This window comes from Streptomyces sp. V4I8, assembly GCF_041261225.1.
Classification (GTDB): domain Bacteria; phylum Actinomycetota; class Actinomycetes; order Streptomycetales; family Streptomycetaceae; genus Streptomyces.
In genome coordinates, this window is sequence record NZ_JBGCCN010000001.1 from 6,326,691 (window position 1) to 6,348,817 (window position 22,127).

General features: G+C 71.1%; 22 protein-coding genes. 11 read left to right on the top strand and 11 right to left on the bottom strand.

Going from position 1 to position 22,127, the window contains the following annotated elements:
* Positions 1-9: 9 nt before the first annotated feature.
* Positions 10-1,365: an FAD-binding protein gene (locus tag ABIE67_RS28845; protein ID WP_370263626.1), complete on the bottom strand. Its 1,356-nt coding sequence runs from the start codon at positions 1,363-1,365 to the stop codon at positions 10-12.
* A gap of 133 nt (positions 1,366-1,498) precedes the next feature.
* Here ABIE67_RS28845 and ABIE67_RS28850 point away from each other — a divergent pair, with 133 nt between their 5' ends.
* The 4 genes from ABIE67_RS28850 to ABIE67_RS28865 are packed head-to-tail and all read left to right on the top strand — an operon-like array spanning position 1,499 to position 4,467.
* Complete coding sequence (locus ABIE67_RS28850) at positions 1,499-2,035, top strand: phosphatase PAP2 family protein (protein ID WP_370263628.1); 537 nt, start codon at positions 1,499-1,501, stop codon at positions 2,033-2,035.
* The gene (locus ABIE67_RS28855) at positions 2,028-3,020 is read left to right on the top strand and encodes a decaprenyl-phosphate phosphoribosyltransferase (protein ID WP_370263630.1); all 993 of its coding nucleotides are present in this window, start codon (positions 2,028-2,030) and stop codon (positions 3,018-3,020) included. The genes ABIE67_RS28850 and ABIE67_RS28855 overlap by 8 nt, the downstream gene beginning before the upstream one ends.
* Complete coding sequence (locus ABIE67_RS28860; protein WP_370263632.1) at positions 3,014-3,490, top strand: GtrA family protein; 477 nt, start codon at positions 3,014-3,016, stop codon at positions 3,488-3,490. The genes ABIE67_RS28855 and ABIE67_RS28860 overlap by 7 nt, the downstream gene beginning before the upstream one ends.
* Positions 3,478-4,467, top strand: coding sequence for a YihY/virulence factor BrkB family protein (locus ABIE67_RS28865; RefSeq protein WP_370263634.1), 990 nt, complete (start codon positions 3,478-3,480; stop codon positions 4,465-4,467). Before ABIE67_RS28860 ends, ABIE67_RS28865 begins: the two co-directional genes overlap by 13 nt.
* Here the strand turns inward: ABIE67_RS28865 and ABIE67_RS28870 are convergent.
* Positions 4,415-5,701 carry a D-alanyl-D-alanine carboxypeptidase family protein gene (locus tag ABIE67_RS28870; RefSeq protein WP_370263636.1) on the bottom strand — a complete coding sequence of 429 codons (1,287 nt, stop codon included), beginning with the start codon at positions 5,699-5,701 and terminating at the stop codon, positions 4,415-4,417. The two genes, ABIE67_RS28865 and ABIE67_RS28870, sit on opposite strands and share 53 nt — an antisense overlap.
* Positions 5,702-5,792: 91 nt before the next feature.
* Between ABIE67_RS28870 and ABIE67_RS28875 the strand changes: the two genes are divergently transcribed.
* From ABIE67_RS28875 to ABIE67_RS28885, 3 genes are all read left to right on the top strand, one after another.
* A complete protein-coding gene (locus ABIE67_RS28875; protein ID WP_370263638.1) occupies positions 5,793-6,032 on the top strand; it encodes an SCO4848 family membrane protein in 240 nt (79 codons plus the stop codon).
* A 57-nt stretch (positions 6,033-6,089) separates the two neighbouring features.
* Entirely contained in the window at positions 6,090-7,538 is a 1,449-nt protein-coding gene (locus ABIE67_RS28880; protein ID WP_370263640.1) for a metallophosphoesterase, read from the top strand.
* Positions 7,539-7,725: 187 nt separating this feature from the next.
* Positions 7,726-9,282 carry an ABC transporter substrate-binding protein gene (locus tag ABIE67_RS28885; RefSeq protein WP_370263642.1) on the top strand — a complete coding sequence of 519 codons (1,557 nt, stop codon included), beginning with the start codon at positions 7,726-7,728 and terminating at the stop codon, positions 9,280-9,282.
* Between the two features lie 44 nt (positions 9,283-9,326).
* On the opposite strand, the gene ABIE67_RS28890 is transcribed toward ABIE67_RS28885, so the two are convergent.
* Both ABIE67_RS28890 and ABIE67_RS28895 read right to left on the bottom strand, forming a co-directional pair.
* Positions 9,327-10,784, bottom strand: a complete 1,458-nt coding sequence (locus ABIE67_RS28890) for an ATP-binding protein (RefSeq protein ID WP_370263644.1) — start codon at positions 10,782-10,784, stop codon at positions 9,327-9,329.
* Complete coding sequence (locus ABIE67_RS28895) at positions 10,781-11,470, bottom strand: response regulator transcription factor (protein WP_370263646.1); 690 nt, start codon at positions 11,468-11,470, stop codon at positions 10,781-10,783. The genes ABIE67_RS28890 and ABIE67_RS28895 overlap by 4 nt, the downstream gene beginning before the upstream one ends.
* 164 nt (positions 11,471-11,634) lie before the next feature.
* Between ABIE67_RS28895 and ABIE67_RS28900 the strand changes: the two genes are divergently transcribed.
* On the top strand, positions 11,635-14,055 hold the full coding sequence (locus ABIE67_RS28900; protein ID WP_370269033.1) for an MMPL family transporter: 2,421 nt from the start codon (positions 11,635-11,637) through the stop codon (positions 14,053-14,055).
* A 26-nt stretch (positions 14,056-14,081) separates the two neighbouring features.
* Here the strand turns inward: ABIE67_RS28900 and ABIE67_RS28905 are convergent, their stop codons facing one another.
* The 5 genes from ABIE67_RS28905 to ABIE67_RS28925 all read right to left on the bottom strand — a co-directional run bounded on the left by ABIE67_RS28905 (position 14,082) and on the right by ABIE67_RS28925 (position 17,814).
* A complete protein-coding gene (locus tag ABIE67_RS28905) occupies positions 14,082-14,921 on the bottom strand; it encodes a TetR/AcrR family transcriptional regulator (RefSeq protein WP_370263648.1) in 840 nt (279 codons plus the stop codon).
* A 37-nt stretch (positions 14,922-14,958) separates the two neighbouring features.
* Positions 14,959-15,993 carry a serine protease gene (locus ABIE67_RS28910; RefSeq protein WP_370269038.1) on the bottom strand — a complete coding sequence of 345 codons (1,035 nt, stop codon included), beginning with the start codon at positions 15,991-15,993 and terminating at the stop codon, positions 14,959-14,961.
* 217 nt (positions 15,994-16,210) lie between these two features.
* The gene (locus ABIE67_RS28915) at positions 16,211-16,771 is read right to left on the bottom strand and encodes a thiol-disulfide oxidoreductase DCC family protein (protein ID WP_370269042.1); all 561 of its coding nucleotides are present in this window, start codon (positions 16,769-16,771) and stop codon (positions 16,211-16,213) included.
* A gap of 35 nt (positions 16,772-16,806) precedes the next feature.
* On the bottom strand, positions 16,807-17,214 hold the full coding sequence (locus ABIE67_RS28920; RefSeq protein WP_370263650.1) for a hypothetical protein: 408 nt from the start codon (positions 17,212-17,214) through the stop codon (positions 16,807-16,809).
* A gap of 189 nt (positions 17,215-17,403) precedes the next feature.
* Positions 17,404-17,814 (bottom strand): VOC family protein, encoded by a 411-nt coding sequence (locus ABIE67_RS28925; protein WP_370263652.1) that lies wholly within the window; start codon positions 17,812-17,814, stop codon positions 17,404-17,406.
* Between the two features lie 68 nt (positions 17,815-17,882).
* Here ABIE67_RS28925 and ABIE67_RS28930 point away from each other — a divergent pair, with 68 nt between their 5' ends.
* The gene (locus ABIE67_RS28930) at positions 17,883-18,275 is read left to right on the top strand and encodes a hypothetical protein (RefSeq protein ID WP_370263654.1); all 393 of its coding nucleotides are present in this window, start codon (positions 17,883-17,885) and stop codon (positions 18,273-18,275) included.
* Here ABIE67_RS28930 and ABIE67_RS28935 read toward each other — a convergent pair.
* Positions 18,188-18,877 carry a hypothetical protein gene (locus ABIE67_RS28935; protein ID WP_370263657.1) on the bottom strand — a complete coding sequence of 230 codons (690 nt, stop codon included), beginning with the start codon at positions 18,875-18,877 and terminating at the stop codon, positions 18,188-18,190. The genes ABIE67_RS28930 and ABIE67_RS28935 overlap by 88 nt on opposite strands.
* A gap of 529 nt (positions 18,878-19,406) precedes the next feature.
* On the opposite strand from ABIE67_RS28935, the gene ABIE67_RS28940 reads away from it, so the two are divergent.
* Positions 19,407-20,765 (top strand): DUF4132 domain-containing protein, encoded by a 1,359-nt coding sequence (locus ABIE67_RS28940; protein WP_370263661.1) that lies wholly within the window; start codon positions 19,407-19,409, stop codon positions 20,763-20,765.
* Between the two features lie 26 nt (positions 20,766-20,791).
* On the top strand, positions 20,792-21,244 hold the full coding sequence (locus ABIE67_RS28945) for a hypothetical protein (protein ID WP_370263664.1): 453 nt from the start codon (positions 20,792-20,794) through the stop codon (positions 21,242-21,244).
* Positions 21,245-21,247: 3 nt separating this feature from the next.
* Here ABIE67_RS28945 and ABIE67_RS28950 read toward each other — a convergent pair whose 3' ends face one another.
* Positions 21,248-22,030: a hypothetical protein gene (locus ABIE67_RS28950; RefSeq protein ID WP_370263666.1), complete on the bottom strand. Its 783-nt coding sequence runs from the start codon at positions 22,028-22,030 to the stop codon at positions 21,248-21,250.
* Positions 22,031-22,127 lie beyond the last annotated feature (97 nt).

Here is a 22,127-nt window from a genome sequence, read left to right on the forward strand (position 1 = left end):
ATGGGGGTTCTACAGGGCGAGGCGGCGGGCCAGGTCCGACACGAACACTCCGCGCGGGTCCAGTTCCGCGCGCAGCGAGCGGAAGGCGTCCAGGCGCGGGTACATCGCGGTGAGCAACTCGGGCCGCAGCCGGGAGTCCTTGGCGAGGTAGACGCGCCCGCCCGCCGTGGCGACCTCCTCGTCCAGCGTGTCGAGGAGTGCGCCGAGGCCGGGCAGGGCGGCCGGGATGTCCAGGGCCAGCGTCCAGCCGGGCACGGGGAAGGAGAGCCAGCCGGGGTCGGCGTCCCCGAAGCGCTTGAGGACGGCCAGGAAGGACGGGCAGCGGTGCTCGCAGATACGCCGCACGATGCGGTGCAGCGTCTCCTCCCGGCCGTGTCCGACGACGAACTGGTACTGCACGAAGCCGCCTCGGCCGTAGATCCGGTTCCAGTGCGGCACGCCGTCGAGGGGGTGGAAGAAGGTGGTGAGCTGCTGCAGTTCGCCGGTACGCGCGCGTGGAGCCCTGCGGTACCAGAGCTCGTTGAAGCAGGCCACGGTACGGCGGCCCAGGAGCCCTTCCGGGAGGAAAGCGGGCGCGGCCGGCAGACGGGAGGGGCGGAAGGCGAGCGGGTCCCTACGCGCGCGCGTGCCTTCCCTCAGGGCCTCCAGGGGCGCGTGCTCGCCGCGGGTGAGCACCGCGCGCCCCATCGAGGCACCGCGCGCCAGCAGGTCGATCCAGGCCACCGAGTAGCGGTAGTGGTCGTCGGTGGCGTCCAGGCGGGCCATCAGGTCGTCGAGGTCACGCGCGCGTTCGGTGTCGACCGACATCAGCGCGGTCTGCACCGGCTGGAGTTGGACCGTGGCGGTGAGGATCACGCCGGTCAGGCCCATGCCGCCGGTGGTCGCGTCGAACAGGGGCGTGCCGCGGCGGACGGTGCGGATCTCGCCGTCGGCGGTGAGGAGTTCCAGCGACAGCACATGGCGGGAGAAGGCGCCGGAGACATGGTGGTTCTTGCCGTGGATGTCGGCGCCGATCGCGCCGCCGACCGTCACATAGCGGGTGCCGGGCGTCACCGGCACGAACCAGCCGAGCGGGAGCAGCACCCGCATCAGCCGGTGCAGCGAGACACCCGCGTCGCACGCGACGGTGCCGCCGTCGGCGTCGATCGCGTGGATGCGGTCCAGGCCCGTCATGTCGAACACCGCGCCCCCGGCGTTCTGCGCCGCGTCCCCGTACGCCCGCCCCAGGCCCCTCGCGATGCCCCCGCGGGCCCCGCAGTCCCGGACGGCGGCCGCGGCCTCCTCGTACGTCCTGGGACGGATCAGACGGGCGACGGTGGGGGCGGTGCGGCCCCATCCCGTGACGGAGACGGTGTCGGCAGGCATGTCGGCGACCGTAGCGCCCGCACGTAAGCGATCAGTTATGAAACATCCATGCTCTCCCCGAAATGGGTGATTAATGGGATGTCGCCCAATATTGCCGTAATTCTGGCTGTGTGGACGTGAACAGTGAGTCCACATGGACCACCTCGACGACATCGACCGCCGGAGTCTCCTCGGCGTGGACCGCAGAATCCTTTCGGCGCTGCATGCCCACGGCCACGACCCACGTGTCGCCACCGCCGCGCGCGCCCTCTCCCGGGTGGGCGAGCACGGCACGCTGTGGCTGGCGGCGGGGCTCGCGGGGGCCGCCGTGGACGGTGGGCGACGTAGCGCATGGTTGCGGGGTACGGCGCTCACCGCGGGAGCGCACCTCGTCAGCATGGGGGTGAAGAGGATGGTGCGCCGCCCGCGCCCGGCGCACGTCCAGCCCCTGGTGCGCACCCTCGGCCGGCACTCCTTCCCCAGCTCCCACGCGACCTCCGCCGCGGCCGCCACCGTCGCCTTCGGCACGCTCGGCGCGTACGCGATCGCACCGCTCGCCGCTGCCGTGTGTGTGTCGCGCCTGGTCGTCGGTGTGCACTACCCCTCCGACGTGGCGGCGGGCGTGGCGCTCGGGGCGCTCACGGCGCGCGTCGGGTCGCGCTGGATGAGGAAGGGGGGCGCCCATGGCTGAGACCGCGCCCCTGACGAGCGCCGCGCGCATCAGGGAAGCGGCGCTGCACGCCCAGCGCACGCCCCCGCGACGAGCCGTACCGCCACCCCGAAAGGGCGGACCGGGCGCGCTGCTGAAAGGCCTCCTCAAGACCGCGCGGCCCAAGCAGTGGGTCAAGAACATCCTGGTCATCGCCGCTCCGGCCGCCGCCGGCCGGCTCTTCTCGGCCCACGCGCTGACCCAACTCGCGCTCGTCTTCGCCCTCTTCACCGCCTGTGCCGCCGCCGTCTATCTGATCAACGACGCCCGTGACGCGGAAGCGGACCGCGCGCACCCCACCAAACGCCGCCGCCCGGTCGCCGCCGGCCAGGTCCCCGTGCCGGTCGCGTACGTGGTCGGAGGCGCACTCGGCGTCCTCGCACCGGCCGCCGCGGCGTGGCTGACCTCACCCGCCGTCGCGGCCCTGCTCACGGCGTACATCGGCATGCAACTCGCGTACTGCATCACCCTCAAGCACGTTCTGGTCGTCGACCTCGCCGTCGTCACGACCGGGTTCCTCATGCGGGCGATGGTCGGTGGGCTCGCGCTCGGCATCCCGCTGTCGCGCTGGTTCCTGATCACGACCGGGTTCGGAGCGCTGTTCATGGTGTCGGCCAAGCGCTACTCCGAGGCCGTGCAGATGGTGGGAAAAGCGGGCGCCACGCGCGCGTTGCTCACCGAGTACACCACCGGCTATCTGCGCTTCGTCTGGCAGTTGGCTGCCGGGGTCGCCGTCCTCGGGTACTGCCTGTGGGCCCTGGAGGAGGGCGGCGACCCGCACACCGGCGTGCTGCCCTGGCGTCAGCTGTCCATGGTCGCCTTCATCCTCGCGATCCTGCGGTACGCCGTCTTCGCCGACCGCGGCACCGCGGGCGAACCCGAGGACGTCGTCCTGCACGACCGCCCGCTCGCCGTCATCGGGGTGGTGTGGCTGGCGATGTACGGACTGGCGGTGGCCAATTGGTAGGCACGCGCGCGTGGCGGCGCCGACGGGAAGCCGCCGGCACGCGCGCGTGGGGCGACCGTCGCGAACTCCTCGGCTTCGCCACCGTCGGCCTCCTCGCCTACGCCGTCGACCTCGCCCTCTTCACCTGGCTCCGTGGCCCGGCCGCCCTCGACCCTCTCACGGCCAAGGCCCTCTCCTTCGTTGCCGGCTGCACGGTCGCCTACGCCGGGAACGCCCTCGGCACCTACCGTCACACCCATCCGAGCGGCCTGCGCCCCTACGCCGTCTTCTTCGCGGTGAACGTCGCCGGAGCCGTCGTACAACTCCTGTGTCTCACCGTGAGCCACTACGGCCTCGGCCTCACCTCCCAGCGCGCGGACACCGTCTCCGGAGCCGGAATCGGCATGGCGCTGGCGACTGTCCTGCGGTTTTGGGGCACTCGGACATTGGTCTTCCCTGCGAAGGGCAGAGTCGGATCATGGACTGGCTGAGAAAACTCCCCGTCGTCGGGTCCACGGTGACCCGGCTGATGACCACGCACGCGTGGCGGTCGTACGAGCGCATGGACCGGGTGAAGTGGACACGGCTGGCCGCCGCGATGACGTTCACCAGTTTTGTGGCACTGTTCCCGCTGCTCACCGTGGCCGCCGCGGGCGCCGCCGCGACGCTCAGCAAGGGGCAGCAGGACAAGCTGGAGGACAAGCTCGCCGACCAGGTGCCCGGCATCGCCGACCAGCTCGACATCGACACGCTGGTCCAGAACGCCGGCACCGTCGGCCTCATCGCCGGCGCCGTCCTTCTGTTCACCGGCATCGGCTGGGTCGGCTCCATGCGCGAGTGCCTGCGCGCGGTGTGGGAGCTGCCCGACGACGAGGAGAACCCCGTCCTGCGCAAGGCCAAGGACGCGGGCGTCCTGGTCGGCCTGGGCGGCGCCGTGCTCGTGACGCTCGCCGCCTCCACCGTCGCCTCCGCCATGGTCGGCTGGATCACCCGGCAGATGGGCATCGACGAGGACGGCTGGGGCGGGTTCCTGCTCCAGATCGCCGCCTTCCTGGTCGCCGTACTCGCCAACTTCCTGCTCCTGCTGTACGTCCTGACCCTGTTCCCCGGTGTCGAACCGCCGCGCCGCCGGCTGATGGTGGCCGCACTGATCGGCGCGGTCGGGTTCGAACTGCTGAAGCTGCTGCTCAGCGGCTATATGCAGGGCGTCGCCACGAAGAGCATGTACGGCGCGTTCGGCGTGCCGGTCGCGCTGCTGCTGTGGATCAACTTCACCTCGAAGCTGGTGGTGTTCTGCGCCGCTTGGACGGCGACGAGGGGTAAGGAGTCGGAACTGGCCGACGAGCCGGAGGAGTCCGAGGAGCCCGACGGGTCCGCCGCGCCCGAAGACCCGGGCAGGCCCGGGAAACCCCGGCTCAGGAACGGCCCCGACGGCGCACCAGGTCGGGCAGCGGCCACCGGCGGTTGATCAGGAACGCGCCCGCCGCGAGCAGCACCACCAGCCCGCCGGCGATCCCGAGTGCGGTCCCGATGCCGCTCGAACCGTTCGCGGCCGAGGCACCCACCGCCGGCTTCGCGGACTTGTCGGCGTCCCCGGTGCCACCGGCCTCCCCGGCGTCGTTCGCACCCGGCTGGGCGCCGGCCTGCGTCGCGCTCCTCGGTGCCACCAGCTCGCCCACCGGCTGCACCTTGCCGGCCGCCTGGAAGCCCCAGTCGAAGAGCCGCGCGGTCTCCTTGTAGACCTCGTTGTGCTCGCTCTTCTCCGGGTTCATGACCGTGACGAGCAGCACCTTGCCGCCCCGCTCGGCGACGCCCGTGAAGGTGGCGCCGGCGTTGGTGGTGTTGCCGTTCTTGACACCCGCGATGCCCTGGTAGACCGGGACGTCGCTGTCGCCCGCCAGCAGCCGGTTGGTGTTCTGGATCTCGAAGGACTCGCGGACCGACTTGCCCTTCTTGTTCTTCGTCGTCTGGCCCGGGAACTTGGCCGTGACGGTCGAGCAGTACTCGCGGAAGTCCTTCTTCTGGAGCCCGGAACGGGCGATCAGTGTCAGGTCGTACGCCGACGACACCTGGCGGGGAGCGTCGTAGCCGTCGGGCGACACCGCGTTCGTGTCGAGCGCCTGGAGCTCCTCGGCGTGCGCGTTCATCTCCTTGACGGTGTTGTCGATCCCGCCGTTCATCTTCGACAGCACGTGCACGGCGTCGTTGCCGGAGCGCAGGAAGACCCCGAGCCACAGGTCGTGGACCGTGTAGGTCTCGCCCTCCTTTATCCCGACGAGGCTGGAGCCGGCCCCGATGTCCGCCAGATCGGACGGGACGACCTCGTGCTTCGTCGTCTTGGGAAACTTCGGCAGCACCGTGTCGGCGAACAGCATCTTCATGGTGCTCGCGGGCGGCAGCCGCCAGTGCGCGTTGTGCGCGGCGAGCACATCGCCGGACTCGGCGTCGGCGACAACCCAGGAGCGGGCCGTCAGGTCCTTGGGCAGCACGGGCACGCCGCTCGCGAGATTCACCTGGGTGCCGGGCCGGCCCAGGCGCTCGCCGCCCACGGTCGACATGTTCGCCGGGGGAGTGGCCGAGGGGGTCGTACTCGGTGACGGCTTGGGGGCCGCGTAGGAGACGGGCGCGGTCAGCGCGAGGGACGACACGACGGCGGAAGTGACCAGCAGGGCGCGCCTGGCGGTTTTCTTGGGTGCGGGCACGACCGAGAACGTACATGCCGTTCCCACGGAAGTCCCGCTTCTGGCCCCACCCCGACCGGAGGACCGGACACGTGACGGCGATACTGGACTCATGAAGCTCAGCCGCCCCGTCTCCTGGTTCCTGCTCGCCTTCGGGGTGTGGAGCTGGGTCATCTGGGTCACTTTCGTCAAAAACCTGATCAAGGACAGCAGCGGGCTCGCGTTCGACGACGGCGACCCGACGGCGTACTTCTGGGTGCACCTGCTGCTCGCCGTCGTCTCCTTCGTATTGGGGACGATCGTCGGGGTCATCGGGTTGCGTGGAGTGCGCGCACTGCGCCGGACGTCATAGGAACTCGGCCAGGGGGCGGGACGTTCACTTGTCACGCAAGGGAAAGGGAACGTCGGCGTGATCATCGTCTTCGCGCTTGTCGCACTGCTCGTGGTGTCCGTCATGGTGGCGAGCAACTGGTGGATGTGGCGCCGTCTGTTCCGCGACACGACCCGTGGCCCCGGGTTCGTGCGCCGCACGGGCGTGGTGGTGATCGCCGGTGGCTGGGCCCTGACGGTGGGCGCCCTCGTCGCCGAGCGCTCGGGCGCGCCCTTCTGGCTCCAGCAGGTCCTGGCCTGGCCGGGCTTCATGTGGCTGGCCCTGTCGATATACCTGATGCTGGGCGTGCTGGCGGGTGAGGTCGCACGCCCCCTGCTGAGACGGTGGCTGGAGCGGCGGGCGCGCGCCCGGGAGGCCGCGTCCGAGCCGGCGTCGGCGCCTGCGCACGTGTCGGCGCCCACGCCTGTCCCGGCTTCGGCGCCTACGGCGGGTTCGATCTCGACGTCCACGACCGGCCCAGCGTCGGCATCCACGACCGGCTCGACATCGGCATCCTCGACCGGCTCGACCGCGGCGCTCACCGCCGACCCGCGCCCGGCCGCCGGGGCCGCACCGTCCCCCGCGTCCGGGTCCGTGACGGCGACCGATCCCGCCCCGGCACCTGCCCCGGACCGCGCAGACCCTTCCCGGCCCCTCGCCGCCCCCACCCGTCGCCTCTTCGTCTCCCGGGTCGTCGCCGGTGCCGCCGCCGCGGCCGCCGTGGGGACCGTCGGCTACGGCACCTACGGCGTCGTCAGAGGCCCCAAGGTCAAGCGGGTCACCGTCCCGCTGGCCAAGCTCCCGCGCGCGGCGCATGGTTACCGGATCGCGGTCGTCAGCGACATCCATCTGGGCCCCGTCCTGGGCCGCGGCTTCGCGCAGAAGGTCGTCGACACCATCAACGGCACCCAGCCCGACCTCATCGCGGTCGTCGGCGACCTGGTGGACGGCAGCGTGAAGGACCTCGGCCCGGCGGCGGCCCCGCTCGCCGGGCTCCGGGCGAGACACGGCGCGTTCTTCGTCACCGGCAACCACGAGTACTTCTCGGGCGCCGAGCAGTGGGTCGACGAGGTACGCCGCCTGGGCCTGCGCCCACTGGAGAACGCCCGCACCGAACTGCCCCACTTCGACCTGGCCGGTGTCAACGACATCGCGGGCGAGAGCGAGGGCCAGGGCCCCGACTTCGCCAAGGCGCTCGGCGACCGGGACAAGGCACGCGCGTGCGTGCTCCTCGCCCACCAGCCGGTGCAGATCCACGACGCCGTCGACCACGGAGTCGACCTCCAGCTCTCCGGCCACACCCACGGCGGCCAGCTCTGGCCGGGCAATCTCATCGCGGCCATGGCGAACCCGACCCTGGCCGGCCTGGACCGCTACGGCGACACCCAGCTGTACGTCAGCCGGGGCGCGGGCGCCTGGGGGCCGCCCACGCGCGTGGGTGCCCCGTCGGACATCACGGTGATCGAGCTGGCGTCCCGTCAGGCCTGAGGCCGTGAGGCTGTGAACAGCCTGTGAAACCTTCCGGAAACACCCGTAGGTAAGTTCTTCCCCATGTCGCCAGAAAGCCCTTCCCCCTGGTGAAACACGTGTGATTAGGTGTGCGCGCCACTTAGGGGAGTGGCGCAAGTTCACTGCTCATGTGGGGCCCGCGAAGGGCCGGGGAGAGGGCACACCCATGCGTTCGGTTCGCATGCGGATTCTCGCGACGCTGCTCGTGCTGGCGGGCGTGGGAGTAGGCGGCTGGCAGTTGTTGCCGTCGCAGCAGGACGAGAACAGGACCATCACGGTCGGTACGACGGACGCCGTCACGTCGCTCGATCCGGCCGGCGCCTATGACGCCGGCTCCTGGGCGCTGTTCAACAACGTCTTCCAGTCACTGCTGACCTTCGAGCCGGGCGGCGTCGCACCCGTGCCGGACGCGGCCCGGAGCTGCGCCTTCGCCGGCACCGATCTGAAGACCTATCGCTGCGAACTCCGCGAGGGCCTCACCTTCCCGAGCGGGCGCGCCATGACCGCGCAGGACGTCAAGTACTCCTTCGACCGCGTCAAGCGGATCAAGTCGGACGTCGGCCCGTTCTCCCTGCTGGACACCCTGGCCTCGGTGAGCGCGAGCGGGCGCACGGTCACGTTCCGGCTGTCGTCGCCCGACGCCACGTTCCCGCTCAAGGTGGCCACCGGGGCGGGTGCCATCGTCGACCGCGAGATGTATCCGGCGGACGCGCTGCGCAAGGACAACGCTGTCGACGGCACCGGCCCGTACACGCTGACGTCGTACACAAAGGAGAAGGACGCCGTCCTCGCCCCCAACGCGCAGTACAAGGGCGCCGTCAAGGGCACCGGCCGTCCCGTCGAACTGCGCTATTACGGCGACGCGGACGCCCTCGAGAGCGCCTGGAAGGCGAAGCGGATCGACGTCGCCACCCGCACGCTGCCGCCCGAGGTGCTCGCCGGACTGAACGCCGCCGACCCGGGCCAGCGCGTCTCCGAGGCCGACAGCTCCGAGATCCGCAACCTCTACCTCAACACCCGCAAGGGCTCGCCGCTGCACGACGTCCGGGTCCGGCAGGCCATGGCCTGGCTGATCGACCGCGAGCGGCTGGCGGCGACGGTGTACAAGGGGACCGTCGATCCGCTGTTCTCGCTGATCCCGACGGGTATCACCGGCCACACGACATCGTTCTTCGACACCTATCCCGAGCTGAGCACCGCCAAGGCGCGCGCCCTGCTCACCGAGGCCGGTGTGAGCCTGCCCGTCCGCTTCACCTACGGCTATGGCGCGGGCCGCGGTGCCGGTGCCGGGGAAGCCACGGAGATCAAGCGGCAGCTGGAGGCGACCGGCCTGTTCAAGGTGACGGTCAAGGACTACGAGTGGACGGACTTCCAGAAGCGCTGGGCGAGCGGCAAGCTCGACGCGTACGCCGTCGGCTGGGTCGCCGACTTCCCCGATCCGGACACCTACGGCGGCCCGCTCGTCGGCACCAAGGGCACCATGAACACCGGGTACAGCGACAAGACCGTGGACCAGCTGATCACGGCCAGCCAGCAGTACGCCGACCGCAGCGAGGCCACGAAGGACTTCCGCCTGCTCCAGGAGGCCGTCGCCCGGGACGTCCCGGTGATCCCGCTGTGGCAGGCCAAGGAGTACGTCGTCGCCGACGAGGCGGTGGGTGGCGGCCAGTACCTCTCGGACGGCACCGGTGTCTTCCGGCTCTGGCGCCTCACCTGGATCTGACGCGATCTCGCCGTCCCGGCCATTCTCCTGGTGAGGCAAGGGGGTCACCGTGACGGCAGCGTCACCGTCACCGCCAGCCCCTCACCCGGTGCCGTCCGCACCGCGACCTCCCCGCCGTGCGCCTCCACCACCCCCTGCACGATCGCCATCCCCAGCCCGCTTCCGGCGCCCCCGCCGGCCCGGAAGAACCGGTCGAAGACGCGCGCCGCGTCCTCCTCGCACAGCCCCGGCCCCTTGTCCTCGACACACAGCCGTACGACCCCGTCCGCCCGCTCCACCCTCAGCCGCACCGGCACATCGGCGGGCGTGTGCGTGCGGACGTTGCTCAGCAGATTGCCCAGCACCTGGCGCAGCCCCGACTCGTCGGCGTGCACCAGCAGCGCGCCCTCGGCGCCGACCGTGATGGGCCGCTCCGGCTGCTGCACCCGCAGATCCTCGGCGGCCTCGCGCACCAGGCGGGTCAGGTCGACGTTGCGGAAGCGCAGTTCGGGCCGCTGGTCGAGTCGGGCGAGGGTGAGCAGCTCGTCGACGAGGCGGCCCATGCGGTCGACCTCGCCGTTCATCCGGTCCCAGGCCCGTCTGCGCTCGGCTGGGTCGGTGAGCATCCCTTTGTCGTACAGCTGGAGGTAGCCGCGTATCGCGGACAGCGGGGTGCGCAGCTCGTGCGAGGCGTCGCCGACGAACTGGCGCAGCTGTGCCGTGCTGCGCTCGCGCGTGCGGTACGCCGACTCCACCTGGTGGAGCATGGAGTTGAGGGCGACCCGCAGCTGTTCGACCTCCAGGGTCGGGTCGCGGCTGGAGGGGATGCGCCGGGTCAGATCGCCCTCGGCGATCGCCGACGAGGTCTCCACCATGTCCTCCAGCGGCCGCATCCGGCGGCGCACGCTGAACATCGTCAGACAGCCGAGCAGGGCCAACAGAAGGGTCCCGACGGCCAGGTCCATCCTGAGCGCCTTGCCCATGCCCTCGTGCAGGCCCTCGGTCGGCATGGCGATCAGCACGATGGTGCCGTCCGACAACCGCGCGCCGACCATGCGGTGGCGGTCCCCCTCGACCCGTACGTCCCGCGGCTCCTCGTCGGCGGCGAACGCGACCGGGTCCTTCGCGGCGGCGGCGAGCGCGTGCTGGCGGGGTGTCGGCTTCAGCGGGCCCAGGGCCACCGGCTTGCCGGCGGAGTCGACCGCGGCGTACACCATCGTCGGGCTCGGCAGCGGGTCCGTGTCCGTGGCCCCGTCGCCGGTGAACTTGTCCAGCGCGATGCCCAGTTCGCTCAGTGACTCGATCTGCCGCAGGGTGAACCCGGCGTTCTTCAGCGTGGTGCGGGCACTCCTCAGCTCGGTGTCGACCTTGTCGAGCAGATAGAACCGGGCGGTCATCAGGCTGACCGCCGTCGCGACGGCGATGCCGACGGCCAGCAGCGCCACGTTCGCCAGCGTCAGCTTGCCGCGCAGCGAGTGGACGCCGCGCCGAGGGCGCGCGCCGAAGATCCTGGGAACCCTCATGCCAGCCCGTATCCGACGCCCCGCCGCGTGGTGATCACCGGCGGTCCCAGGGCGTCCAGCTTGCGCCGCAGATAGCTGATGTAGGTCTCCACGACGGTCGACTCCGGCGGGGTGTGCTCGTACTGCCACACATGGCGCAGGAGTTGCTCCTTGGGCACGATCCGGCCGCCGTTGCGCACCAGGAAGCGCAGCAGGGCGTACTCGGTGGGGGTGAGTTCGACGGTGCGGCCCGCGCGGCGCACCGAGTACGTCGTCTCGTCCAGCTCCAGGTCGCCGTACCGCAGGGGCGGCCGTTGCGGCAGGACGTCGGCCGGGAGGGTGCGGCGCAGTACCGCAGTGATGCGGGCGATGACCTCGTCGATGTTGAACGGCTTGGTGATGTAGTCGTCGCCGAAGCCGAGGGCGCCGACGATCTCGGCGGGCGCGTCGCGTGCGGTGAGGAAGACGAGCGCCAGGCCGGGGCGGCGCTCGCGCAGTTCACGCCCCAGTGCCCGGCCGTCCCCGTCCGGGAGCATGACGTCGAGCAGCGCCACGTCAGGCCGGGTGCGCTCGGCGAGGGAGAGCGCCTCGCGGACCGTGCCCGCGATCATGACCTCGAACCGGTGGTAGCGCAGGGCGATGGCGAGGACGTCGGCGATGCTCTCCTCGTCCTCCACGACCAGCACGGTGCCAGATCCCGTCGTCATGCCCCCAGTATCGGCGGGGCCACTGACAGTCGGGCGGGTTCGCCCTTTGGAGTTCCTTGAGAGTCATGGCCGTCGCCTGCCACGCACGCGTGCCGCCGCCAATCCTGTTGCCCAGGACCTGGGGGACCGACCGAACCGAATAAGGAGCGTTGAGCGTGGCGACATTGGCACGGTGGTGCTATCGGCACCGGCTGGTGGTCCTGTTGCTGTGGTTGGGGGCGCTGTTCGGCCTGGGCGCGGCGAGTTCGGCCGCGGGCACGAACTACGCGAACGTCTTCTCCCTGCCGGACACGGACTCCGCGACCGCGTACGACCTGATGGAGAAGGCCTTCCCGGAGCGCGCGGGCGACACCGACACGGTGGTGTGGAAGGTGGACGGGGACGAAGGGGCATCCGTACGGGACGGCTCCGTACGGTCCCGGATCGAGCCCGCGCTGGAGGAGATCGGGCGCATGAAGGGGGTCGGTGAGGTCACCGACCCGTACGCGGACGGGGGAGCCGCGCAGATCAGCCGGGACGGGCGGATCGCGTACGCCCAGATCACCTTCACCGAGCAGGCGAACGGCGTCCCCATGGAGCTGATCGAGGACGTCGTCGACACGGCGCAGGCCGCCGAACGCGACGGTCTCCAGGTCGAGCTGGGCGGCCAGGCGATCGCCCGCACCCAGGAGCCCCCGCAGGGCACGGCGGAGGCCGTCGGCATCCTTGCGGCCGCGATCGTGCTGTTCCTCGCCTTCGGCTCGCTCTTCGCGATGCTGCTGCCGATCGTCGTGGCGATCGCGGGTGTCGGCACCGGCATGATCGCCACGATGCTGATGAGCCATGTCACGGACGTGCCCGAAGTGGCCCCGCTGCTCGGCTCGTTGATCGGCCTCGGCGTGGGCATCGACTACGCCCTGTTCATCGTGACCCGGCACCGGCGCGGCATCCTGCGCGGGATGAAGCCCGAGGAGGCGGCCGTGACCGCCCTCAACACCTCGGGCCGCGCTGTGCTGTTCGCGGGCGGCACGGTGTGCATCGCGCTGGCCGGCATGCTGGTGATGAACATGCGGTTCCTGGACGGCGTGGTCGTCGCGACCTCGCTCACGGTCGTCCTGAGCGTGCTGGCCGCGATCACCCTGCTGCCCGCCCTCCTCGGCCTGCTGGGCATGCGGGTGCTCAGCCGCCGGCAGCGGCGCAGGCTCGCGGCGGCGGGACCGGAGCCGGCGGAGGCGAGCGGACTCGCCGCGCGCTGGTCGTCGTACGTCCAAAGGCGCCCGCGTCCGATCGCGGCGATGGCGGTCGTCGTCATGGCGGTCCTCGCGATCCCCGTGCTGTCGCTCCGTCTCGGCGCCACCGACCAGGGCAACCACCAGGCGTCGACCACCACCCGGCAGGCCTACGACCTGCTCGCCGAGGGCTTCGGGCCCGGCGTCAACGGCCCGCTCCAGGTGGTCGTCGAGGGCGACGCCCCCGCCGGCCTGGTCGACGGCATCCGCTCGACCGAGGGCGTCGCCCTGGTGGCCGCCGCGCCGGCCACGAACGGCGTCACGGTCATCCAGGTCGTCCCGGACACCTCGCCCCAGTCGGAGCAGACGGACGACCTGATCGACCGCCTGCGCGACGACGTGATCCCGCGGTCGGGCACCGAGGCCCATGTCGGCGGGGTGACGGCGGTCTTCAAGGACTTCGCGTCGGTGACCGGCGACCGACTGCCCTACTTCGTCGCGACGATCATCGCGCTCGGCTTCCTGCTCCTGCTGGTGGCCTTCCGCTCGCTGGTGGTGCCGCTGACGGCGGCCCTGATGAACCTCATCGCGGCGGCCGCGTCCTTCGGCGTCCTGGTGGCGATCTTCCAGTGGGGCTGGGGCACCGAACTCCTCGGCATCGGCAAGGAGGGGCCGATCACGTCGTTCCTGCCGGTCATCATGCTGTCCCTGCTGTTCGGCCTCTCCATGGACTACCAGGTGTTCCTGGTGAGCCGGATGCACGAGGAGTGGGTGCACACGAAGGACAACGCGCGCGCCGTGCGCGTCGGACTCGCGGAGACCAGCCGGGTCATCAACTCCGCCGCCCTGATCATGATCTGTGTGTTCAGCGCGTTCGTGCTGAGCGGCGACATGGAGGGCGCGATGGCGGGCATCGGCCTCGCGGCCGCCGTCGCCCTGGACGCCTTCATCCTGCGTACGGCACTGGTGCCGGCCGCGATGCACATGCTCGGCAGGTCGAACTGGTGGCTGCCGGACTGGCTGGAGAAGCGGCTGCCGCATCTCGCGGTCGAGCCCAGGGAGGAGGCGGCGGTGGCCGAGGGGTCGCCGGTCGTGGCGGGCCGGGCGTCGGCCGTCCACGGGTTCGTCCGCACGGCCGACGGCGAGCCGGTCGACGGCGCGGCGGTGACGCTGCTGACCAGCGGCGGGCGCCAGATCGACCGGGTGACCTCACTGGCCGACGGCTCGTACATCGTCTCGGTGCCGGCACCGGGGACGTATCTGCTGGCGACGACCGCTTCGTCGTACGGGTCCCGGGCGGGGCAGGTGGTCGTGACGGACGGGCCGCTCGTCTACGACGTCGAGCTGGCCGAGGGGGAGGTGGACGCCGTCAACTGACGGTCGCCGGAGGCAGTTTGTCTCACTCAGGGGCGCTCGTCCTCGACGGGCGCCCCTTTCCCGCCCCCCTGCGCTTCCCCTTGCGCGCCCGGCTTCCCCTCCGCCTTCCCGCCCGCCTTCTTGCTCGCCTTCGCCTTCGCCCTGGCCGGATCCGGGATCGCGTTCGTCATCCCCGGCAGGAAGTCCGTGAACAGCTCGTGCACCTCGCGCACCAGCGGCCGCAGCACCCGGAACCGGGCCAGCGCGACGCCCCGCGCGGTCAGCCGGGCGCCCCGCTCGGCGAGCCGGTAGCTGCGCTCGCGCCCCTCGGTCCGGTCGAAGATCCAGTACAGGACGAGCCCCATCTGGGAGAGCCACATCAGCTCGGGCAGGAGGTCCCGGAGCTCCTCGGGCACCTTGGTCTTCGTCGCGCCCGCCAGTACCTGCCGGTGGATGCTGATGGCCTCCACGCGTGCGTGCTCCGACTCGGCGGAGAACGGGCTGAGCGGGCTGTCGGGATCGGCGGCGTTCTTGAAGAACTGCACGGCGAACTCGTGGTACGGCGTGGCGATGTCCAGCCACACCTTCAGTACACCCGCGAGACGCGCCTCCAGGTCGGTCTCCCGGGCCAGGACCTCCCGGATCGCCACCTTGTGTTCGGTGGCGATCCGGTCGTAGAAGCCCTGGATCAGGTGTTCCTTGCCCTCGAAGTAGTAGTACGCGTTTCCGACGGAGACTCCGGCCTCCTGGGCGATCGCCCGCATCGTCGTCTTGTCGTAGCCGCGCTCCTGGAACAGCCGCATGGCGGTCTCCAGGATCAGCGCGCGGGTCTGCTCGGACTTGCTGGGCGCATCGCCCTGTTCAGGGCTGTCGTTCTTCGAGGGCACGGAACGAGAGCCTAACGAGTGGTGTTTCTTCAGACCGTCAGGAGGCCTGTGCCGTCTGGTACAGGTTCTGGGCGGCGGCGCCGAAGTACGGGCCGTACATCCGGTTCGGCAGGAAGTTGTACTTGAAGCTGTTCACCGAGGACAGCAGGCCGGTGCCCTTGGACTCGTCGAACTGCGTGAACCAGGGGCCGCCGCTGGAACCGCCGGTCATGTTGCAGTTCATGCCGTGGTCATCGGAGAGCAGGAAGTCCCGGTTGGTGGTGCCGCTGCAGTAGATGAACTTCTCGCCGTCGTACGGGGCGGCGGCCGGGAAGCCGAAGGAGTACATGCGCAGGTTGTAGCCGGTGTTGAAGGCCAGCCCCTGCCCGCCGACGACGTCCGTGAGGAGCTTGCCGTCCAACGGGGCGACGACCGCCGCGCCGACGTCGTAGTTAATGTCCTCGCTCGCCGTCCACTGCGGGGTGGACAGGGTCTTCGACGCGGTCCAGCGGCCGTAGGGGGCCTGTCCGTCGTGGTAGCCGGGCACGAAGACCCAGTCGGTGTGCCAGGCGCCCTCCAGCTTCACGCAGTGCCCCGCCGTGATGACGGTGCTCTTGTTGGCGCTGGTGACGGCGTTGCCGGAGCAGGACGCCGTACGCCCCTGGTAGCTGAAGAACACGCGGCCTGCCGTGGACACGACCGCACCGCCGCCGGTCCACTGACCTCCGCCGTTGGGGAAGGCCAGCAGGCCGATGTCGGAGGCGGCCTTGCCGACCGCCGCGGCCGGGGCGCTGGGCGCGATCGTGGTCGCCGTGCCCTTGAGGGGTGCCGAGCCGCCGTCGAAGTGGCCGTCGACGGTCACCAGGTCGAGCGGGGTCGCCGCGCGCATCCGTTCCGGTGTCCAGAACTCACGGGCCTGCTGCTGCGCGCCGGCCGAGACCGAGCTGACGCCGGTCGAGGTGCCGGGCCTCGGCGCGGCGCCCGCGGGGGTGGCGAGGGCGCCCGCGGTGAGCAGCGCGGTGACGCCGACCAGGGCGCCGAGGAGGGGGCGGGGTATGCGGGTGACGCCGGGTATGCGGGTGACGCCGGGTATGCCTCTCACGCGTACTCCTTCTGCGATGGGGGGACCGGGCGACATGTGGCGCCGCCCGGCTGACGACAGACAGTCGATGCGAGTGCGGAGTGGAGAACCGGGGGCAGCGTGCCAACCCGAGCACCGTTTTGGAAGAGCGCATGCCAAACCAAGTTCGAAGGCGAGCCGTTCAGGGGACGAATTGGGCGCCCTGAACGAGCCTCGCTCGGCGTCGACCTCACCGCGTGGGGCAGGAACCGCTCTCGCAGCCCGGCGGGTTGTAGGCCCAGCCCCAACTCGGGTCGTACGACCACCCGTCCCCGCGCCGGTAGGTCCGCCCGCCCCACTGCGCTCCGCCACCCTGCGGCCCGCCACGCTGTGCGCCGCCCTGTCGCGCCCCGCCCCACTGCGCCCCGCGCCACTTGGCGGCGGCGAGCACGGCCCCCTTGGCGAGCCGTGCCCCGGCCGGGGTGCTGAGGCGATGCGCGAGTCCCCTGTGCTCGCGCAGCGCCCACAGCGTGACGATCCAGGCGGCGCCGCCCCGGTAGACCTGCCCCGCGTCACCGACGACGGTGATCTCGTCGAGGGTGGCCGCGTGGTCGAGGCCGGGGTGGCGCCGCTGGGCCTCGTCCGACCCGGCCGGCACCATCTCCAGAGGCACCAGCTGCGGCTGCTTCACGAGCCAGTCGCGCAGGAAGGTGCACAGCGAGCACTGGGCGTCATAGAGAACGGTGAGCCCGCGGACCGGGACGCCACGCCCCACCCCGGCCGCTGCGCCGACCGTCGCGTCGGCCTGCACGCCGCCGGCCACCTCGGCCGCCCTGCCGGGCACGCTCACGCCCCGGCCGACGGAGTGACCCACCCCTGCGGGGCGACCGGCGGCACCTGCTCGCGCTCCAGCAGGCCGCGCCGCCGGATCTTGTTGAGCACGTAGACGTTGCCCAGGTGCATCACGCCGAGCACGAGCAGCACCACGCCGAGCTTGGTCGACAGGGCCTCGAAGATGCCGCGCGTGTCGAGGACGGTCCCTTCGTCGCTCAGATACAGCGCGACGAAGCCGAGGTTGACGAGGTAGAAGCCGACCACGAGCAGGTGGTTCACGGCGTCGGCGAGCTTCTCGTTCCCGCGCAGTACGTCGGCGAGGAAGATCCGTCCGTTGCGGCTGAGTGTGCGGGCCACCCAGACGGTCAGGGCGATGCTGACGACCAGGTAGATGACGTAGGCGATGACCGTGCGGTCCATGACGCCGCCTCCTTCTTGAACGCGTTCAAAACGCTGACAGGGACGACTGTAGGCCCTGTCTTTGAACATGTTCAACTCAATAGGAGTGAGGGCTCCGTCACGTCCCCGCCGAAGACTCCGTCAGGTCCCCGCCGAAGGCTCCGTCACGCCTCCGCCCGACGCTCCGTCACGTCCCTGCCGAGGGTGGCGTCACGGTCTGCGCCCGAGCTCCGGCCGCTTGGAGTAGTCCGTGAACCCGGTGACGTTCCCCCAGGGGTCGGCGATCTCGACGGTCCAGCCGGTCGCGCCGGAGAAGGGCTCGTCGAGCGGCTCGATGCCCGCGTCGCGCAGCGTCCCCGCCGCCGCCCGCGCGTCCGGCACCTCCAGCCAGACGCGGGAGGAGGGCCAGGAAGGCGGCCGGTGTCCCATCGCGTCCTCGGCGCGCAGCAGGATCCCGGGCGTCTCGCCGCCGACCTTGAGCAGGGCGATCCCGGCCTCGTCGAGCCGGAACCCGACCGTGAACCCGGCGCGCTCGTAGAAGCGGACGGCCTCGCCGAGGTCGCCGACCGGCAGCAGCACGTTGTCGAACCCGAGCAGTTCGTACGACTCGTCATCTGACATACCGTCAGGGTAAGGCGATGATCGGCCGGAACCGGTGATTGTCAGTGGTGGCTCGTACTGTCGTCGTCATGGGAATCGTGACGTTCGTCGACGAGACGACAAGCGGGAGCCGCAGCGACGGCTGGGGGCTGGAGATCGCCGAGGAGCGGCTCACCGTGCGCGAACTGATCCGGTGCCGGGTGTTCCAGGAGGTCGCCGAGTACAACGCGCGTACACCGGAGGTGTTCCAGGGCCTCGTGCAGCCGCAGGACGCCGAGCGCGTGGTGAACGGGTACGCGATGCGCACGGCCCGCCGGATAGACCCCGAGGCACAGACCGAGCTCGCGCTCCAGGCCTTCGCGGGCAACGGCTTCCTGGTCCTCGTGGGGGACCGTCAGGTCACCGACCCCGACGAGGAGATCGAGCTCGCGCTCGGCACAGAGATCACGTTCCTGAAGCTCGTGGCACTGGTGGGTGGCTGATGACCTACTCGAGGTCCGAGTACGCCGAGTTGGTCGGTGGGGTCGTCGACCTCGTCGCGGCCGAGGACATCGAATCCCTCGTCCCGGAACTGCTCGGGCTCGCCGAGACGAACGGCGGCCACTGGAGCGGGGACGGCCAGAAGGTCTTCCACGCGATCCTCGCCGCGGGCGACCCGTTCCAGAAGGAGCTCGTGCACCGGCTGGCCGTCCGCTACCACGAACTGGAACCCGGCTCCCCGCCACGCCGCCACATCGTGAGCGTGTTCGCCTGCCTCCGGACGATGCGCTACGCCGTCGAGGGGCAGCCGCTCGACACCAGGGCCGCGCTGATCGGCCTGGCCGCGGAGCAGGACGTGCACTACGACACCGGCCAGCTGATCCGGCTCGCCGAACTGGAGCAGGCCGACGGGCGGGAGCTGCCCGGCGAGTTCGTCGCCGTCGTCCGCCGTTCGTATCTGACGCTGTGGAACGGCAAGAAGACCCTGGGAGCACTGGTGGCGCAGCTCGACGGCCCGGCGGTGAACCCGGGCGAGGCATGGTCCGACCGGGCCCTCGCCGAGGCGGACGAACTCGGCGACGGCTGGCGGCACCTGCTCGCGCACGCGGCCACCGCCACCGCCGCCCGCCCCTCCGCCAAGTGGGACAAGACCGGCCGCGCGCTGATCGAGCCCCTCGGCGCCGACGAGGTGCGCGAGCGGCTGCTGCCCTGGCTCGGGCTGGTGGGCAGGCCGCGTACCCGCCCCCTGCTCGAACCGCGCTATGGACCCGACCCCAACACCACCTTCGACCCGTACAATGCCGACGCGCTGCGCGGCCTCGCCTGGCTGCTCTCCCTCCTCCCCGCGCACCCCGAGACCGCCCGCACCCTGGGCGCCCTCGCCGAGACCTGTCTGCGCAAGGTCTCGGGCCTCGGCCCGGTGAACCCCAAGGTCGCCAACGCCGCGGTCAACGCCCTGGCCCGCATCGACGGCGAGGCGGCCCTCGCCGAACTGGCCCGCCTGGCCACCCGCGTCACCTTCAAGGGCACGCTCAAGCTCCTCAACACCGCGCTGGACACCCGCGCGAAGGCGATGGGGCTGAGCCGTGAGGAGATCGAGGAACTGGCCGTACCGGCCTACGGCCTGACGGGAGGTGGGCCAGGCGGAGCACCGGTTCGGCGAGGTCACGGCGCTGCTCGAAGTCCGGGGCCCCAAGGCCGTACTGAGCTGGCGCAACGCGAGCGGCAAGACGGTGAAGAGCGTCCCCGCCGCCGTACGGCGCGACCACGCCGACGAGCTCAAGGAGCTGAAGGCGGCGGTCAAGGACATCGACAAGATGCTCTCCGCGCAGAGCGAGCGCCTGGACCGCCAGTTCCTGGCCCGCCGCCGCTGGCCGTATGCCGCCTGGCGCGAGCGCTACCTCGACCACCCCCTGGTCGGCACCCTGGCCCGCCGTCTGCTCTGGACGGTCGACGGGACGACGGTCGGATACGCGGACGGCGAGCTGCGCACGCCGGCCGACACACCGGTGACCGGGGGCACCCACGTCGAACTCTGGCACCCGGCCGGCCACGAACCCGCCGAGATCGTCGCCTGGCGCGACTGGCTGGAGCGGCACGGCATCACCCAGCCCTTCAAGCAGGCCCACCGCGAGGTGTACCTGCTGACGGACGCCGAGCGGGCTACGGGGACCTACTCGAACCGGTTCGCGGCGCACTTCCTGCGCCAGCACCAGTTCCACTCCCTGGCCGCGATCCGGGGCTGGCGCAACAAGCTCCGCCTGGCCGTCGACGACGAGGCACCGCCCGCCGTCCGGGAGCTGCCCCAGTGGGGTCTGCGCGCCGAGTACTGGATCGCGGGCGACGACGGCGAGCACTACGAGGACATCACCGACTCCGGCAGCTTCCTGCGCCTGCGCACCGACCAGGTCCGCTTCTACCCGGTCGACGCCCCGCAGAACTCGGCGCACTGCTGCGGCGGCGAGTACCGCATGTGGCTGCGCGACGGCGCCGACCCGGTCGAACCGCTGCCCCTGACGGACATCCCGCCCCTGGTCCTGTCCGAAGTCCTGCGCGACGTGGACCTGTTCGTCGGCGTGGCGAGCGTCGGCAACGACCCGACCTGGCAGGACGGCGGCCCCGACGGCCGCTTCCGGGAGTACTGGACGTCGTACGGCTTCGGCGAACTGGGCGCGAGCGCGGAGACCCGCCGGGGCCTCCTCGAACGCCTGATACCGAGGCTGGCGATCGCCGACCGCTGCACCATCGAGGGCCGCTTCCTGCATGTGAAGGGCGAACGCCACACGTACAAGATCCACCTCGGCTCGGGCAACATCCTCATGACCCCGAACGACCAGTACCTGTGCATCGTGCCCAAGTCCGGCCCGGCCGCCCCGCAGGCGGGTTACCTGCCCTACGAGGGCGACCGGATGCTGGCGGTGATCCTCAGCAAGGCGATGATGCTGGCCGACGACACGAGGATCACGGACCCGACGATCCTGAGCCAGCTGTGACGGGACCCGTGCGGAGGGGGGTCTCGTTGTCCGACGACGAGATCTTCGTGGTGGACGGCGCGCTGCGCGACGTGTGGGTCCTGTCCGTCGAGGTCGAGGAGTGGGACCGCGTGATCTCCGCGCTGACGGAGTCGGAGTGGGAGGTCGTCTTCTCGACCACGCATCCCCTCGGGGACACGCTGCTCCGCTCCGGCGCGGCGGCGCTGTTCGCCGCGCTGGAGGAGAGCGGCCGGGACTCGGCGGCGTTGTCCGTGCGGATCGACGGCATCTGGTTCACCAGCTACTTCTTCGACCCTTCGGAGATCGAGTTCACCTTCGATCCCGCGGATGTCGTGGGAGCGTCGGAGGTCCTCGTCGTGGAGGCGTTCATGAGGCGGGTGGGTGACGCGTGCGGTCGGCGGGTCGTCATGTCGATGGAGTCGTCGACCGATCGCGAGGGCCTGCCCGCCCTGTTCGAGTACAGGCCGGATCGGTCCTGACCGTCAGCCCTCGCAACCCCCCACCCGCCGCGTACTCACCGCGATGTCGTCCATCCGGATGTCGTACGACGACGGCGTCGGGGCGGCCTGGTAGAGCTGCCAGCCCAGCTTCAGCTTGTCGAGGGCGGGGAAGGTGAAGGGATCCGATGTGCCGCCGTGCTGGTTCGTGGAGACGGTGAGGTCGGGCTGCTCGACGCCGTCGAAGTAGACCGTGACGCGGTTGTCGCGGGCATCCAGGTGGAACTCCACGCACTGCCACTGGGCGGCCGTGGCCGGTGCCGAGGTCTTCCAGGATGTCCAGTCGCCCGTGGGACCGAGGTCGGAGCCCACGCCCCAGAAGTTGCCGTGGGCGGTGGGGGCGTACTGGCCGCCGAGGGGGCGCACGAGGGTGGGGGAGTCCGAACCGGACGCCTCGGCGAGGGTCCAGTGCGCCCAGTCGGGGGCCGTCGGGAAGGCGTCCACCCGCAGGCGCAGACGGGCCCAGTAGCTGTTGCCGGGGGCGGTGAGGTCGGGGAAGACCAGGAAGGCCCGGCCGTTGCCCTCGGTGTGGAGGCGGAGTTCGCGGCCGGGGCGGCCCGTGGTGCTCGGGGTGACGGTCAGGGTGCCGTCGGAGGCGTCGGTCGTCCAGCCGCGCCCCGCCGACACCGGCCCCAGAGGGAGGCGGTCGAAGTTCTCGTGGGCGAGCGTCGGCCGGGAGACGGGGGCTGCGGAGGCAGTGGGGGGTATCGCGAGCAGGAGGGCGGCCGTGGCCGACAGGGCGGCGGCCGCCTTTCTCAGGAGTGCCATGAGCGCAGTCTGTCTTGAAGTCTCAACTACCTCAACCGCCCTTCCAGCCACAGCCGTTGGGAACCTCGGGAAAGGCGAGGGCCCCGCCCCCGGTACC

Coding starts and splice junctions, on each gene's coding strand:
- ABIE67_RS28855 (WP_370263630.1), top strand. CDS start 2,028: ATGGCTGAGACCGCGCCCCTGACGAGCGCCGCGCGCATCAGGGAAGCG.
- ABIE67_RS28845 (WP_370263626.1), bottom strand. CDS start 1,365: ATGCCTGCCGACACCGTCTCCGTCACGGGATGGGGCCGCACCGCCCCC.
- ABIE67_RS28895 (WP_370263646.1), bottom strand. CDS start 11,470: ATGACGACGGGATCTGGCACCGTGCTGGTCGTGGAGGACGAGGAGAGC.
- ABIE67_RS28890 (WP_370263644.1), bottom strand. CDS start 10,784: ATGAGGGTTCCCAGGATCTTCGGCGCGCGCCCTCGGCGCGGCGTCCAC.
- ABIE67_RS28850 (WP_370263628.1), top strand. CDS start 1,499: ATGGACCACCTCGACGACATCGACCGCCGGAGTCTCCTCGGCGTGGAC.
- ABIE67_RS28885 (WP_370263642.1), top strand. CDS start 7,726: ATGCGTTCGGTTCGCATGCGGATTCTCGCGACGCTGCTCGTGCTGGCG.
- ABIE67_RS28875 (WP_370263638.1), top strand. CDS start 5,793: ATGAAGCTCAGCCGCCCCGTCTCCTGGTTCCTGCTCGCCTTCGGGGTG.
- ABIE67_RS28865 (WP_370263634.1), top strand. CDS start 3,478: ATGGACTGGCTGAGAAAACTCCCCGTCGTCGGGTCCACGGTGACCCGG.
- ABIE67_RS28925 (WP_370263652.1), bottom strand. CDS start 17,814: ATGTCAGATGACGAGTCGTACGAACTGCTCGGGTTCGACAACGTGCTG.
- ABIE67_RS28950 (WP_370263666.1), bottom strand. CDS start 22,030: ATGGCACTCCTGAGAAAGGCGGCCGCCGCCCTGTCGGCCACGGCCGCC.
- ABIE67_RS28930 (WP_370263654.1), top strand. CDS start 17,883: ATGGGAATCGTGACGTTCGTCGACGAGACGACAAGCGGGAGCCGCAGC.
- ABIE67_RS28920 (WP_370263650.1), bottom strand. CDS start 17,214: ATGGACCGCACGGTCATCGCCTACGTCATCTACCTGGTCGTCAGCATC.